A 15,589-nucleotide genomic window follows, 5' to 3' on the forward strand; every position below is an offset into this window, starting at 1 on the left:
CGAAATTTTGTCTTTAAATGCCATAATGTATAAAAAGAGGGAAGCATTGCTTCCCTCATTATTTAGTTTTGAATAGTAAATAACGGTGCAAATATAGTTATTTTTTTATAAACCAAAAAGCATTGTTGATTCAAAAAAAAATAATACCTTTATTGTAGAATTATTTACAATCCAAAACTTACTTTTTATGAAAAAAATCTTAGTACCAACAGACTTTTCAAAACACGCCTACTACGCATTAAAAGTTGCTTCTCAAATTGCCCGTAATAACGGCGGTGAAATTATATTATTACATATGTTAGAATTACCTCATCAGGCAGGTGATGCAATTGGAAGCGGTCATGATTTACCTGAAATAATGCTTTTTAAGAATTCAGCTATCAACAGACTGGAAGATTTAATGGATGATGAGTGCCTGGATGGCTTAAAGGTTTCTGAAATTATTCAGTTTGAATTGGCTTTCGATGGAATACTTAAAGTAAGTGAAAAAAATGATATTGATTTAGTTGTTATGGGTTCGCATGGAGCAAGCGGTTTCAAAGAAATGTTTATTGGTTCCAATGCAGAAAAAGTAGTTCGGCATTCAGTAGCACCTGTATTAATTATTAAAAAAGAGGTTGGGGAATTTAAAGTAGATAAATTTGTTTTTGCTTCTGACTTTTCAGATGAAATAAAAAAACCTTTTGCCAAAGTAGTTGAATTCGCCAACAAATTTGACGCAGAATTAGAGCTAGCCATGATCAATACACCCAGCACTTTTAAACCTACTCATGTTGCCGAAGAGGTTATGAAAAACTTTATTTCAAATTTTACTGTCAATAAATATTCTCTAAATATCTATAATGATGTTAACGTTGAAAATGGAATATTACATTTTGCTGACAAAATCGGTGCTGATTTAATTGGTGTTTGCACACACGGAAGAAAAGGAATCTCACACTTTTTTAACGGAAGCATTAGTGAAGATTTAGTAAATCATTCATTGCGTCCTGTGGTTACTTTCAAAATATAAATACTATTCAAAAAGTCATAAAATAAAAAATCCTCTCAAATTGAGAGGATTTTTTTGTTGGTCTACAAGGACTTCCCGAAATAAATTCGGGATAAACTTCTCGTCCTGCCAAAAAACAAAAAATCCCGCAAGAGCGGGATTAATCGTTGGTCTACAAGGACTCGAACCTTGAAAGACTGCACCAAAAACAGTTGTGTTACCATTACACCATAGACCAGCTTTGCTTAACGCGAGTGCAAATTTAGTACAAATTTTATTTTACACAAATAAATATCTATAAAAATTAAAATATAAGCCTAAAATCAATTCAAAACGAACCACAATAAACTTGATATTAACCCGTTATCCTATTTAAGAAAATTTTGTTAATGCAAGTTTACTTGCGTTAAAAAAAATAGTTTCTTTGTAACATTAAATAAAACCTTCATTTCATATCTGTATGATGAACTTTAACTTCAATAAATGGAATACCATTCTAGGATGGACAACATTTGCAATTGCCTTAATTACTTATTCACTGACAGTTGAACCAACCATGAGCTTTTGGGATTGTGGGGAATATATTTCAACAGCCGCGAAACTGGAAGTTGGCCATCCACCCGGAGCACCATTGTTCCAGATTCTTGGAGCTTTCTTTGCCATGTTCGCTTTCAATAAAGAAACAATCGCCTTGATGGTAAATATGGTATCTGTGTTTTCAAGTGCATTTACTATATTGTTTATGTTTTGGTCATCAGCCATATTATTGAAAAAAATTGTTTCTCAATACACTGAAATTGACAAAAGCAAAGCAATTGTTATTCTTGGAAGTTCTTTTGTTGGCTCGTTAGCGTTTACTTTTTCAGATAGTTTTTGGTCAAGTGCTGTTGAAGCCGAAGTATATGCCATGGCATCATTGTTTATTGCATTATTGTTTTGGCTTGGATTACGCTGGGAACAAGACATGCATACACCAAGAGGTAATCGCTGGCTTTTATTGATTTCATTAATGGTTGGACTTTCGTTCGGTGTTCACTTTATGGCATTGTTAACCATTCCGGCTATTGGGTTTTTGTATTACTTTAAAAATTTCAAAACCATTACTGTCAAAAATTTTATCATTGCTAACATTATAATCGTTGCGATTTTATTATTCATTTTCAAATTATTATTGCCATATACACTAGCGTTCTTTGGAAAAATGGAAATCTTTATGGTTAACAGCTTTGGATTGCCGTTCAACTCAGGAACCATATTTGCGCTTCTGCTGATTGTTGCTTTTTTCTATTTTGGATTAAAATACACCCGCGAAAAAGGACATCCGTTTTATAACACAGGTTTATTGTGTATTCTTTTTGTGTTAATCGGGTTTTCTATCTGGATGATGTTGCCAATTCGTGCCAATGCCAACGTGGTAATCAATGAAAACAAACCATCGGATGCTGCCGAAGTTTTAGCTTATTATAACAGAGAACAATATGGCGTAAACCCATTGTTTTATGGTCCGCAATACACCGATACTTTTGCTGGTTTAGATAAAGATGAACCATATTTAGATAAAGCTCCCAACTACGAAAGAGATTATAAAACCGGAAAATATGTGATTGTAAACAATTACAAAAACGCCGAACAAAATAGCGATAATAGGCAAAAAGCATTTCTTCCGCGTCTTTGGAGCACAGACCATATTGACAATTATATTCAGTTTACCGGTGTGCCAAAAGTAGAACTAAATCAAAACTATCCTTACGAAGAAGATTTAGCGCAATACGGAGTTAATATCGATAGTTTAAGTGAAGAGCAAGTGGCTATGGCTGTTGGGCAGTTAAAAGACGAAATGGGCAAAACTATTTCTGAATTCAAATCTGCTTACGCTCAGAAAAAAATTGACAACGAAGATTATGTTTCGTTCCTAAAAAAATACAGCGATTATATAACTGTTGAAAAACCATCTGCCTGGGACAACTTAAGTTTCATGATTGAATACCAGTTCGGCTATATGTATGGCAGGTATTTGCTTTGGAATTTTGTTGGAAGACAAAATGATATCCAGGGGAAATATGACAATCTTGATGGCAATTGGCTAAGCGGAATTAAATTTATAGACGAAATCCATCTTGGTAAAGGAACGCAGGAAAATCTGCCTGATGATGTCAAAAACAATAAAGGCAGAAACGTATATTATTTTCTGCCTTTCCTGATTGGTTTGATTGGATTGATGTATCACGCACAAAAGGATTTGAAAAGCTTTTATGTGCTGTTAGCATTGTTTTTATTCACCAGTATCGCCTTAAAAATATTTCTAAACGAAAGACCGTTTGAACCTCGCGAACGGGATTATGCATTGGTTGGCTCATTCTATGTTTTTGCCATTTGGATTGGGTTTGGTGTTTACGCGATTTATGAAATGATTGCCGAGAAATTAAAATCGAAATTGGTTGGTCCAATAGTAATTGGAGCCTGTCTTTTAGGCGCACCTATTTTAATGGCATCTCAAAACTGGGATGATCACAGTCGTGCGAAAAAATATACGGCTATTGCCATGGCAAAAAATTATCTCGAATCCTGTGATCAAAATGCAATTCTGTATACCATCGGTGACAATGATACTTTCCCGCTTTGGTATGCTCAGGAAATTGAAGGCATTAGAACGGATATCAAAATTGTGAATACCCAATTATTCATGACCGATTGGTATATTGACCAAATGAAATTCAAAACCTATAAATCTGATGGTTTGCCAATATCGTTTAAACACAGCGAATATGTTGGAGATAAATTAGATTACGTGGCTCATATTCCGAAAACGGATGCACGTTGGAACATTAAAGATTTTATCAAATTTATCAAACTTCCAAAATCTACGGTTGAAATGTCAAACGGACAAACCATCCATTTTTATCCGACAAATAAAATCAGGATTCCTATCAACAAGGAAAACATCATAAAAAATAAGGTTGTAAATCCAAAATATTATGATTCTATTGTTCCTTACATTGATGTAGATATCAAAGGAAGTGCTATGTATAAAAACCGTTTGATGGCTTTCGATGTGTTAGCTAATAACGATTGGAAACGTCCAATATATTTTACCGGTGGAAGTTTTGGTGATGACGATTATCTTTGGATGAAAGACTATCTTCAGCTTGATGGATTGGTTTATAAATTAGTCCCAATAAAAACACCAATCGACAAAGAGAATCCATACGATATGGGTGATATTGACAGCGATAAAATGTATGACTTAGTTATGAAATGGAGTTGGGGTAACGGTGACCTAACCACAATTTATCACGATCCTGAAACGCGCAAAAACAGCATTTCATACAGAACCAACATGGCCAGATTAATGGAACAATTAATCAACGAAGGTAAAAAAGAGAAAGCCAAAAAAATCATCGATTTAGCTTTAAGCAAAATGCCGATGGATTATTATGGTTATTACACCATGGTTGAACCATTTGCAGGCGGTTATTATGAGCTTGGTGAAAAAGCTAAAGCAAGGGAATTATTAGAGCGCCTGATGACTAAATACAAGCAAAATCTAACATACTATTCAAATATTCAGCCATCAATTCAAAATGGAATCGCTACTGATATTATCACCGATATTGAGCGTTATAGAAGTTTGTTGATTGTAATGAAAGATCGTGGTGACATAGCATTTTACAACAAAAACAAACCTGTTTTTAACTCGTTCGTAAGAAGATTTGCCCGTTTCGAAAGAGAATTAGAATAGTTCAGTTTTAAAATTTAAAAATGTGCCAATTGAGAAATCATTTGGCACATTTTTTTTATATTTAGCGTATGAGTTTCTGGGTAAAAACAAACTATTTTGTCAAAAGGATTTTTCCAAATTATGTTTGGGATATTCCTAATCCCGAAAATAAAGTATACCTAACCTTTGATGATGGTCCAACACCAGAAATTACAGAATGGACATTGGAGCAATTAAAAAAATACGATGCCAAAGCCACTTTTTTTTGCATTGGAAACAACATTGAAAAGCATCCGGCCATTTTTCAAAAAATAATTCAAGACAGTCATGCTATTGGCAACCACACTTTCAATCATCTTAAAGGTTGGAAAACAACAAATGACGAATACATTGAAAACGTTGCGCTGTGTCAATCAAAAATCCTAATTCCTAATTCCCAAATCCCAAATCTTTTTCGTCCTCCATACGGCAAAATCAAACCTTCGCAATCCAAAATTTTAAGAAAGCTCGGCTACAAAATAATAATGTGGGATGTTTTGAGTTATGATTTTGATAAAACCATTACTCCTGAAAAATGCCTGGATAATGTTTTAAGGAATCTGGAAAGTGGAAGCATTATCGTTTTTCACGATAGCATAAAAGCAGAGCAAAACCTAAGATATGTTTTGCCTAAGACTTTAGCATTCCTAAAAGAAAACGGATTTGTTTGTGCAAAAATCGATTAAAGCTGTTCCTGAACAAGCCCAATAATAGTGTTGGCGTCCAATTCTCCTGATTGTCTCCAAACCATCTGACCTTCTTTGTAAATCATCAGCGTTGGCAATCCTTTAATGCGAAGTGCATCGGCCAGTTCCTGATTCTTATCTACATCAATTTTTATTACTTTTGCTCTATCACCAAGCGCAGCTGCTACATCTCTGATAACAGGATGCATAGAAACTGAAGATTCATTCCATTCTGTGTAAAAGTCAATTAACACAGGTACTTGAGCATTGATTAATTCTCCAAATTTTGACATAAAACCAAAATATTTTTAATTCTTTTTTTATTTTAAAAGAAATTGTAAAGCACAAATGTAGCATTTTTAACTAATTATGCTACTTTTTCCCCTTTTTTTAGTTCAAAAACAGTAATCTCCGGCATAATTCCGACCCGACCAGGATAGGCATGGAATCCAAAACCGCGGTTTACATACACATATCTTCCAAATTCCTCATATAATCCCGCCCACTGTTTATACATGTATTGCGCTAAACTCCATTTAAAAAAACCTGGGATTTCTATTCCAAACTGCATTCCGTGTGTGTGTCCGGCAAGTGTTAACTGTATATTTTTTGGATGTTTCTTAACAATATATTCCCAGTGACTTGGATCATGACTCATCAGGATTTTGAAATCTGTTTCCGCTAAATTTTCAGATGCTTTATTAATATCTCCAAATTCACCAAAATGTTTTCCCCAGTTTTCTACACCAATCAAAGCAATTTCATCATTCCCTTTTTTGAGTTTAATATTTTCATTCAACATTAATTTAAAATCAATTTGACGATGCAGGTCTTTTATCGCTTCAAAATTAGCTGCTTTTGCTTTTTCAGATTTCCAATCCAGGTAAGCGCCATAATCGTGGTTTCCTAAGATGGAATATTTTCCGTATTCGTATTTTTTTATTCCGTTGAAGATGTCAATCCACGGATGCATTTCATCTGCCTTGGCATTCACAATATCGCCTGTAAACAATAGCAAATCCGCTTCCTGTTCATTGATTAAATCAATAGCATATCTTATTTTTTCTTCGTTATCAAAACTACCGCTATGAATATCCGAAATTTGGGTGACTTTAAAACCGTCAAAAGCATCTGGTAAATCAGGGAAAAATATGGTTTGACGAATTACTTTGAAATTGTATTTGCCAATCGTCATTCCGTAAATCAAAGAAAGAAATGGAACCGCTGCCAATCCGAGCGCAACCTGACTAACAAACTTCCTTCTATCCGGTAAAAAACTATCTGAATTATGGCCCATAAAATGGGTAATTGTTCCCATTAGAATTCGCATAACATCTTCCAAAAGCATTACAAAAGTCAATACTATTTTGGGAAGCAAAACTAAGAGCAGCAATCCTAAAGTAATCAGCGTCGTCTTGGTTTGCCCAACGCTTCTGTCAAACTTCATAATCTCATACGTAATAAAAAATATTGCTGCAACAGAAATTACAACATAAGCAATCAAAATCCATTTGGATTTAGTAATGGTTTTTATAACCTGATAAGCGTAAAGTTCAACTATAGCAATGATTACAAAAAGAATTATAAAGCGAAAAGCCATTTTTTTAATTTTTAACAAATTAACAAAGAAAGTTGTTTCAAATTTTTCTTTTTGGATAAATTTTAACTATCGTATAAACAAAAAGGCCAATGGGAAAATCCATCGGCCTTTACAATAAATAACAATTGCTTCAACTCATTTTTCCCAAAAAGTTTTGTTATTTTTTTGCTGGTGTTGCTGGTGTTGCTGCAGTAATTGGCATAACTTTTTTATCTGCTTTTGCTACTTTAGCTTTTTTAGTTGCTTTCTTCTCAGCTTTAACTTCTTTTGCAAGTGTCGCTTTTGCAGGTGCCGCTTTTGCAGGCGCAGTTTGAGCGTTTACCAAAGCAGTTGTTCCTAAAAATAAAACTGCTAACATCAATACTTTTTTCATGATTTTATATTTTTAAATTAATTAAATAACGTTGTTGTTATTTTTACAGGACAAATGTATTTCTGCTAAATGAAGTTGAGATGAAGATTTATATAGTTTAGAAAATTTAACAATTTTTTATTCTATAATGTTCAAAGTAATTAGAGTTGCGGTTACGAAAAGAGATGAAAGTCCAACAAAAAATAAAACATCTGCATACTTCTCATATTTTATTCCCATTTCAGTTTTGCTTCGCATGGCTAAAAAAGATAAAATGCAGCTGAACATAAATGAAAATATAGCAAATGCAGTTAATTCATCAATCAATGTTGCGGCCTTCATATCAAGAATATTTCTTGATGTTAAAACGATAAAACACAAACCTAATAAGTTGGCCGAAGTATTTAAAATGTGCTGCGAATTAGAACTCTTTTTTTTCATATTTACTTTTCATTTATCAAAAAAACCGATAAAAATTTATCGGTTTTTCTGGAATTAATAACTAACCTTTCAACTTCAAACGTCACTCTCACAAACGCTGAAATTTAATCTGAAGTTATTTTTTTGCTGGAGAAGCAATTGGAGAAGCTTCTACTTTTTTGGCTTTTTTAAGATGTTTTTTGTGTTTTCTAATTGAAATCTCTTTTGTTGATTTTCCTGTTGATGCAACTGGTTTTACATTCGCGAAAGCTGCTGTTCCTAAAACAAGCATTACTAACATTACTACTTTTTTCATGATTCCTAAAATTTTGAATTAATAAATAACACTATGTTATTTTGTACTTCAAAACTATGTCTGTCAAATGAAGACAAAATGAAGATTTGGCCTTGCAGCAAATGTTTAACTTTTCTTTGTGAAATCAATAGGAAATTGAATCGTGAATGTGGTTCCAAAATCAATTTTAGAATCCGCTTTGACTTCAATATGATGAAATTTGGCAATGCTGTCGACAATCGCCAATCCTAAGCCCTGACCTTCCTGCTCGATAGAAATTCGGGTAAACCGCTCAAAAATTATAGCCTGTTGCGTTTCGGTCATTCCTTTTCCGGTATCGCTAATACTTAAAAGACAATGATCTGATGTAGAATTAGTTTTTAAAGTGATTTTACCTTTTGCAATATTGTATTTAATGGCATTCGATATCAAATTATTGATCATAATCCGAATCAGTGTTCTGTTTCCTATAAAGACAAAGTCATTTGTAACTTCATTCAAAACTGTGATTTGCTTTTCTTCAATCCGGTCTTCAAAATCTTCCAGGATTTCAGCAACGATTTCTTTAATGGAAATTTCTTCATTATTGACAAACTGATTATTGTCGATTTTAGAAATCAGCAACAGATTATTTATCACCTTTTTGAGCACATCCAAAGTTCTTAGTGAACTTGCAATCTTGTCAATTCCTTCATCGTTTATCGATTCATTTTGAAGCAGGTTTTCAAATCGGTTTTTCAAAAGTGAAATTGGCGTCAGCAACTCGTGGGAAACATTGCCAATAAATTGTTTTTCCTTTTGAAACAAATCGTTTATCCTAAACATCATCTGATTCAGAACAGTATCCAATTCTTCAAAATCGGTCGAATGTGTTTTTATTTCGGTGTAATCAAAACCATTCGGTTCGTCAACATGCCTAATTTTGGTATTGATAATTTTATAAAATGGCGTCAACAGATATTCGATATAAAAAGTATCTGCCAAAAAGGTAATCAGCACAATTATAAAAAGCAGCACCGTTGTAAAAAGCCGAATCGAAAAAGTCAAATCGTTAATCTCGCTCAGGCTATTTCCAATTTCTAAGACATATTTGGTGTTTTCATAAGTAAAATTATAATACAAAACCCTATAATCACTTTCTTCATCTTCTATCACTCTTGACTCGTTTACAAAAACACTTTTGTCTTTTGCAGAGTCTTCTTTTGCTCTGTATAATTGTAAAAATTCATTGTGCAAAGTCGAAAAACTGGCATACGTTTCGGCTGAATCTTTTCTGGAAATAAAATCGTTGATTTCCTTTTTGTCCAAATGCTGGATAAACTTTTGCTTCTTTTCTAAAATGCTTTTATCGATATGGGAATAAACGACATTTTGCACCAAAACTGGAAGCGAAAACCAAAGCACAACAATGATCAACAATCTTGTCAATAAATTAAAAACCGCTAATTGGTGCTTGATTTTCATTTATATATTTATTCTGTAGCCAACGTTTCTAACAGTTTCAAACCAATCTAATTTGGAAAAAGCATTCAGTTTTTTTCGAAGATTACGAACATGGACATCAATAAAATTGGAATCAGAATTGATTTCCAAAACATCGCCCCAAACATGTTCCGTCAATTGCAACCGGGTGATAACCCTGTTTTTATTCAGTGCCAGATATTGAAAAATATCAAATTCCTTTTTGGTCAAAGAAATCGGATTTTCCTCAAAACTAACTTTATAATCCTGTAGTTGAATTGTGAATCCGTGAACGCTTAATTCATTGGCTGTAAATCCGTGAATTCTTCTGATTACGGCAAATAATCTTGCGCCTAGTTCAGTTAATGCGAATGGTTTGGTAAGATAATCATCAGCACCTAGTTCCAAGCCATTAATTTTATCATCTAATTCTCCGCGCGCCGTGATAACTATAACCGCAATTTTAGATTTTGATTTCCGGACTTCTTTCAAAACATCAAAACCGCTTCCATCGGGCAAACCCAAATCCAAAAGCATAGCGTCATAATCGTTTACAGCAATTTCTTCCGATGCTTCTTCGCAGGTAGTAACGGCTTTACATAAATAACCGTTTTTGGAAAGATAATCTACCAATTCCGTCGCCAGTTCTTTGTAATCTTCAACAATTAAAACATTCATAAAATTCTAGTATAATCAAAGTAAATATAATCAAAAAGTCGGCAAATCCCTTCGCCGACTTTTAAAAACCATCATCTATAAAAAATCCCATTTACTCATCTTTCTGAACCATTTTTAAAAAGTCGCACTCTTTATTAAAAACTACATCAACCCATTTTTCATTTATTGTGATTCCTATTTCGAAGGTTATATTATTGTTGTTTCTCATCACTTTTGCTGCTTTTTTTATTTTGTTTTTTGGATAATTTCTCTCCATATAACTACTTATTTTGGCTGGAATGTCGGCGGTTTTTATTTCAAATTCCAAAACCTTAAAAACTCCAATAAAACTATAAACTGCTGTCATGTTGGTGTTGTTCAAAGTAAAATCTGCATCAAAACTCAATTCATCTTTATCATCACCAGTATATTCTTCTCTCCAGCTTGGTTTAATTTTTGGAAAATCTTTCTGAAACGCTTTTTCAACTTCAAGTGTTGGCACAACCGTTTTTGAACTTTCTTCCTGCGCATGAAGTAAGAAAGAGAGAAAAAGCGACAATACTAAAAGTGAATTTTTCATTTCTATTCTTTTCTAATTCATTTACAAGGCAAAACTATAGCCTGAAAATGAAGATTAAATGAAGAAATGACCATTTAAAAAAGTTTAACTTTAGTTTGTGATTTTGCCAAAAGGTAAACTTCAAATTCCTATTTTTACACTCGTTCTGAATTCATTTCAGATTCTAATTCTATTAAACTTATGTCACAGAAACGTCTTTTCCTTCTTGATGCTTACGCCTTAATTTTCCGTGGGTATTATGCTTTTATAAAAAATCCCCGTATCAACTCTAAAGGAATGGATACTTCGGCGATTATAGGATTCATGAATGCCTTAATGGATGTTATCAAGCGTGAAAAACCGGATCATTTGGCTGTTGCTTTTGACAAAGGCGGAAGTGATTATCGTTATGAAATGTATCAGGAATATAAAGCCAACCGTGATGCAACTCCGGAAGCAATTAAAATTGCGGTGCCTTATATTCAGGAATTATTAAGAGCAATGCATATTCCGATTATTGAATTGGCAGGTTGCGAAGCAGATGATTTGATTGGAACTTTGGCAAAACAAGCCGAAAAAGAAAACTTTCAGGTTTTTATGGTCACGCCCGATAAGGATTTTGCGCAATTGGTTTCTGAAAATATTTTTATGTACAAACCCGCGCGTTTAGGGAACGATATTGAAATTTGGGGAATTCCGGAAGTGTTGGCCAAATTCGAAATCGAAAGACCGGAACAGGTAATTGATTTTCTTGGAATGATGGGCGATGCTGCGGATAATATTCCAGGATTACCGGGTGTTGGCGAAGTTACTGCCAAGAAATTATTGAAAGAATTTGGTTCAATGGAAAATCTTCTGGCAAACACGGATAAGCTAAAAGGCGCGATGAAAGAGAAGATCGAAGCTAATAAAGAACTCGGGATTTTATCCAAAAAACTGGCGACAATCCTGCTTGATTGCAGTGTCGAATTCAATGCAGAAGATTTTGAACTATCAAAACCTGATGTAGAAAAAACAGATGCCTTGTTTATGGAATTAGAATTCCGTCAACTAAAAGCTCAGTTTGACAAGTTTTTTGGATCCGGAAAAGAGTATGATGAAATTGACACCAATGGCTCAAATGAAACTGTTCCAGGCGAAACACCAAAACCTGCTAAAAAATTCGCTCCAAAAAATGAAAGCCAATTTGATTTGTTCGGATTTTCAGATGATGAAAGCGAAGACGCAAAACCAAATTCATATTACGCTACTTTAGAAAACACAGATCATAATTATACCATCATTCAGGGTGAATTAGGCACGAAATTGTTTCTGCAAAACCTGATGAATCAGACTTCGGTTTGTTTTGATACAGAAACTACAGGAATTGATGCCTTGAATGCTGAACTGGTTGGAATGTCATTTTCTTTTGAAAAAGGAAAAGCATTTTATGTTCCGGTTACCGAAAATCAGGAGGAAGCCAAAGCATTGACAGAAAAATTCAAACCATTTTTCGAAAGTGAAACCATTGAAAAAATTGGGCAAAATGTAAAATATGATTTGAAAGTGTTGTCGAATTACGGCATTCAGGTCAAAGGAAAAATATTCGACACGATGATTGCGCATTATCTGATTAATCCTGATATGCGTCACGGTATGGATGTTTTGAGTGAAACATATTTGAAATATTCGCCAAAATCTATCGAAACCTTAATTGGCAAAAAAGGGAAAGGGCAACTATCAATGCGCGATGTAGCTTTGGAGGAAATCAAAGAATACGCCGCCGAAGATGCTGATATTACGCTTCAGCTAAAAGAAGTTTTCAGCCCAATTTTGGACAAAGCCGAGACCAAAAAACTATTCGAGGAAATTGAAATTCCGTTAATTCCGGTTTTAGCCGCAATGGAAATGGAAGGCATCAATTTGGATGAAGATTATCTAAAGAAAATGTCGGTTGAGATGCAAAAAGACATTCTTCTATTTGAACAAAAAATCTACGAAACGGCAGGAGAAAAATTCAATTTGGCTTCGCCTAAACAACTCGGTGACATTCTTTTTGATAAAATGAAAATTGGTGGTGCCAAACAAAAGAAAACCAAAACCGGTCAATATGCAACTGGCGAAGAAGTGTTGTCTTATTTAGCCAATGATAATCCGATTGTAAAAGACATATTGGAATGGCGTCAAATGGTGAAATTACAAAGCACTTATATTGATGCCTTGCCAAATCAGGTTGATAAAAAAACGCAACGAGTTCACACTGATTATATGCAAACTGTTGCGGCAACAGGCCGTTTGAGTTCGAATAATCCAAATCTGCAAAACATTCCGATTCGTACTGAAAGAGGAAGATTAATCAGAAAAGCATTCATCGCGCGTGATGAAAATCACACCTTGCTATCTGCCGATTACTCCCAAATAGAACTTCGGATTATTGCTGCTTTGAGTGGCGAAGAAAATATGATAAAAGCGTTCCGGAACAACGAAGATATTCATAGAAGTACGGCCGCAAAAGTGTTCAATGTTCCGTTGGAAGAAGTTACCAAAGAACAACGTAGCAATGCAAAAACGGTAAATTTCGGAATTATTTATGGCGTTTCCGCTTTTGGATTGAGTAACCAAACATCATTGTCAAGAAGCGAAAGTGCCGCATTGATTGATGCGTATTATAAAACCTATCCAAAACTAAAATCCTATATGTCGGAGCAAGTCGATTTTGCCCGTGATAATGGTTATGTGCAAACGGTTTTGGGAAGACGTCGTTATTTAAAAGATATCAACTCGGCAAATGCTATCGTAAGAAGTGGAGCCGAACGAAATGCTGTCAACGCTCCAATTCAGGGAAGTGCTGCTGATATAATCAAAATTGCAATGATTAATATTTATAAAAAACTTAGCACTGAAAACTGGAAATCAAAAATGCTGTTGCAGGTTCATGACGAACTTGTTTTTGATGTGCATAATTCCGAATTAGAAAAAATCCAGCCGATGATTAAATACGAAATGGAAAATGCCATTAAACTCGCTGTTCCATTAGATGTCGAAATTGGTTTGGGTAAAGATTGGCTGGAAGCACATTAAGAAAGTGTTCAGTCCCGATAGCTATCGGGAGTAGCAGTTGGCAGTAAATTTGTGTTTATGAAAAAATTGATTTTTATAGTTTTTATCACTTTTTCAAACTTGATTTTTAGTCAGGTTAGTGAAAAAATATTGAATGATAATTTTTTAAATCTTTTAGAATCAGACCAAGCTTGTTATCTAATTAATTTCGAAGATTTAAACACAAATGAGATTAAAGAAATTTGTATTCTGGATAACGCTTTTATAAGCGCATTTGAAATTGAGAACAATATCATTCATGATGAAACTAAATGTTGCGATTATTTAGAAAGATATTTTTATGCCACCAATTTGATAAAAAAGAATGGTTCAAGGAATTTTAAATTTAAAAACCCGAAAAGTTTAGAAATTTTAAACGAAAATTATATTTCTTATGATGAACTCAATGAGTTTAATAAACGGTTGACCATAAATTTAATAATTCAAAACTTTAAAAAAGGCGAAAATTTATCTATTAACATAGCAGACGATGATTATAAATACATTAACTATTATGGATACTTATTATCCAAAGAAGGATTTCAAATAAATTACTTTTTATTTAATTGCTTTGGGCCAAATAATTTGTTTTGTTCAAACTGCCAAAAAAAATAACACCTTACTCTTTCTTTTAAATCCCAGAAATAAAATTTCCCGAATAAAATTTGTTTGTTTAAAATAATATTTAGACATTTGTCTAAATATTTAATTACATGAACGATATCTTCAAAGCATTAAACGATGGAACGCGACGTGACATTCTTGAAATGCTCCGCAAACAGGAAATGACTGCGGGAGATATTGCCGATCAATTTAATATTTCGAAACCCAGTATTTCGCATCATTTGGACATTCTTAAACGTGCCGATTTGGTCACGAGCGAAAAAAAAGGCCAATTTGTTGTCTATTCTTTAAACACAACTATCGTCGACGACATCATTAAATGGATCATAACTCTAAAAAAATAACAATGGAAAAATTTAAAAAAGAAATCCCGTTTATTAGTATTGCATTATTGCCTTTTATTTATTTGGCATACATCTGGAATCGTTTGCCTGAAAAAGTTCCGATGCATTGGAATGCTTCAGGTGAAATTGACGATTATGGAAATAAAAAAGAATTATTTTTTATGCTTTTATTAGTTGTTGGCCTTCCCTACCTGATTTTACTGGTTATTCCAAATATTGACCCTAAGCAGAAATTAAAAACGATGGGTAATAAATTAAACAATCTGCGTTTTATCCTTAGCCTGTTCATGTCGGCTCTTGCCATTTTTATCTTATATAGTGCACAACAACAAACAAGCAATCCCGGATTAATACTTGCTATTGTAGGTTTGTTATTTGCTTTCCTGGGGAATTATTTCAAAACGATTAAACCCAATTATTTTATCGGAATCAGAACTCCCTGGACGTTGGAAAATGAAGAAGTGTGGAAAAAAACGCATTTGCTCGCCGGCAAGATGTGGTTTGTCGGTGGACTACTAATGGCAATGACTTTTGTTTTACCTGAACCATTAAACATATACACTTTTTTAGGCATTACAGGCATTATTTCAGTAATCCCAATCATCTATTCCTATTTGGAATTTAAGAAACTGAAAAACCAGCAACAGCAGGTAAACTAAGTCATTGGCGGTTTAAAATCTTCTTGTTTTTTAAAAAAATTTAGGTGAACAAAGGGTAAACATCCATAAAAGGCTTAGGGTTAATTCGGATTAAAATGTTACTTTT

Annotated in this window: 15 protein-coding genes and 1 tRNA gene; 7 read left to right on the forward strand and 9 right to left on the reverse strand. The window is 33.7% G+C overall.

What is annotated here, in order from left to right; all coding sequences use genetic code 11:
• The first annotated feature begins 187 nt into the window (after window positions 1-187).
• Window positions 188-1,012, forward strand: coding sequence for a universal stress protein (locus ABIQ27_RS05850; protein ID WP_348032846.1), 825 nt, complete (start codon window positions 188-190; stop codon window positions 1,010-1,012).
• A 146-nt stretch (window positions 1,013-1,158) separates the two neighbouring features.
• Here ABIQ27_RS05850 and ABIQ27_RS05855 read toward each other — a convergent pair.
• Window positions 1,159-1,229: transfer RNA gene (locus ABIQ27_RS05855), tRNA-Gln, on the reverse strand.
• A 222-nt stretch (window positions 1,230-1,451) separates the two neighbouring features.
• On the opposite strand from ABIQ27_RS05855, the gene ABIQ27_RS05860 reads away from it, so the two are divergent.
• Together ABIQ27_RS05860 and ABIQ27_RS05865 are read left to right on the forward strand one after the other, a co-directional pair.
• Entirely contained in the window at window positions 1,452-4,730 is a 3,279-nt protein-coding gene (locus tag ABIQ27_RS05860; RefSeq protein WP_348032847.1) for a DUF2723 domain-containing protein, read from the forward strand.
• A 68-nt stretch (window positions 4,731-4,798) separates the two neighbouring features.
• A complete protein-coding gene (locus tag ABIQ27_RS05865; RefSeq protein WP_348032848.1) occupies window positions 4,799-5,434 on the forward strand; it encodes a polysaccharide deacetylase family protein in 636 nt (211 codons plus the stop codon).
• Here the strand turns inward: ABIQ27_RS05865 and ABIQ27_RS05870 are convergent.
• The 8 genes from ABIQ27_RS05870 to ABIQ27_RS05905 all read right to left on the reverse strand — a co-directional run bounded on the left by ABIQ27_RS05870 (window position 5,431) and on the right by ABIQ27_RS05905 (window position 10,799).
• A complete protein-coding gene (locus tag ABIQ27_RS05870) occupies window positions 5,431-5,727 on the reverse strand; it encodes a thioredoxin family protein (protein ID WP_136150834.1) in 297 nt (98 codons plus the stop codon). The genes ABIQ27_RS05865 and ABIQ27_RS05870 overlap by 4 nt on opposite strands.
• A 74-nt stretch (window positions 5,728-5,801) precedes the next feature.
• On the reverse strand, window positions 5,802-7,034 hold the full coding sequence (locus ABIQ27_RS05875) for a metallophosphoesterase (protein ID WP_348032849.1): 1,233 nt from the start codon (window positions 7,032-7,034) through the stop codon (window positions 5,802-5,804).
• 157 nt (window positions 7,035-7,191) lie between these two features.
• Window positions 7,192-7,407, reverse strand: a complete 216-nt coding sequence (locus tag ABIQ27_RS05880) for a hypothetical protein (RefSeq protein WP_348032850.1) — start codon at window positions 7,405-7,407, stop codon at window positions 7,192-7,194.
• 117 nt (window positions 7,408-7,524) lie between these two features.
• Window positions 7,525-7,827, reverse strand: a complete 303-nt coding sequence (locus tag ABIQ27_RS05885; RefSeq protein ID WP_348032851.1) for a hypothetical protein — start codon at window positions 7,825-7,827, stop codon at window positions 7,525-7,527.
• Between the two features lie 115 nt (window positions 7,828-7,942).
• Window positions 7,943-8,122 carry a hypothetical protein gene (locus ABIQ27_RS05890; protein ID WP_348032852.1) on the reverse strand — a complete coding sequence of 60 codons (180 nt, stop codon included), beginning with the start codon at window positions 8,120-8,122 and terminating at the stop codon, window positions 7,943-7,945.
• A 105-nt stretch (window positions 8,123-8,227) separates the two neighbouring features.
• A complete protein-coding gene (locus ABIQ27_RS05895; protein ID WP_348032853.1) occupies window positions 8,228-9,565 on the reverse strand; it encodes a HAMP domain-containing sensor histidine kinase in 1,338 nt (445 codons plus the stop codon).
• Window positions 9,566-10,240: a response regulator transcription factor gene (locus tag ABIQ27_RS05900; RefSeq protein ID WP_348032854.1), complete on the reverse strand. Its 675-nt coding sequence runs from the start codon at window positions 10,238-10,240 to the stop codon at window positions 9,566-9,568.
• Window positions 10,241-10,331: 91 nt separating this feature from the next.
• Window positions 10,332-10,799 (reverse strand): hypothetical protein, encoded by a 468-nt coding sequence (locus tag ABIQ27_RS05905; RefSeq protein ID WP_348032855.1) that lies wholly within the window; start codon window positions 10,797-10,799, stop codon window positions 10,332-10,334.
• Window positions 10,800-10,979: 180 nt separating this feature from the next.
• On the opposite strand from ABIQ27_RS05905, the gene polA reads away from it, so the two are divergent.
• From polA to ABIQ27_RS05925, 4 genes are all read left to right on the forward strand, one after another.
• Window positions 10,980-13,838 (forward strand): DNA polymerase I, encoded by a 2,859-nt coding sequence (gene polA / locus ABIQ27_RS05910; RefSeq protein ID WP_348032856.1) that lies wholly within the window; start codon window positions 10,980-10,982, stop codon window positions 13,836-13,838.
• A 57-nt stretch (window positions 13,839-13,895) separates the two neighbouring features.
• On the forward strand, window positions 13,896-14,471 hold the full coding sequence (locus ABIQ27_RS05915) for a hypothetical protein (RefSeq protein WP_348032857.1): 576 nt from the start codon (window positions 13,896-13,898) through the stop codon (window positions 14,469-14,471).
• Between the two features lie 98 nt (window positions 14,472-14,569).
• On the forward strand, window positions 14,570-14,824 hold the full coding sequence (locus tag ABIQ27_RS05920; RefSeq protein ID WP_136150837.1) for an autorepressor SdpR family transcription factor: 255 nt from the start codon (window positions 14,570-14,572) through the stop codon (window positions 14,822-14,824).
• 2 nt (window positions 14,825-14,826) lie between these two features.
• Window positions 14,827-15,483, forward strand: coding sequence for an SdpI family protein (locus tag ABIQ27_RS05925; protein ID WP_348032858.1), 657 nt, complete (start codon window positions 14,827-14,829; stop codon window positions 15,481-15,483).
• Window positions 15,484-15,589: the final 106 nt, after the last annotated feature.

It is taken from the genome of Flavobacterium sp. (genome assembly GCF_039916025.1).
In the GTDB taxonomy this organism is placed as follows: Bacteria; Bacteroidota; Bacteroidia; order Flavobacteriales; family Flavobacteriaceae; genus Flavobacterium.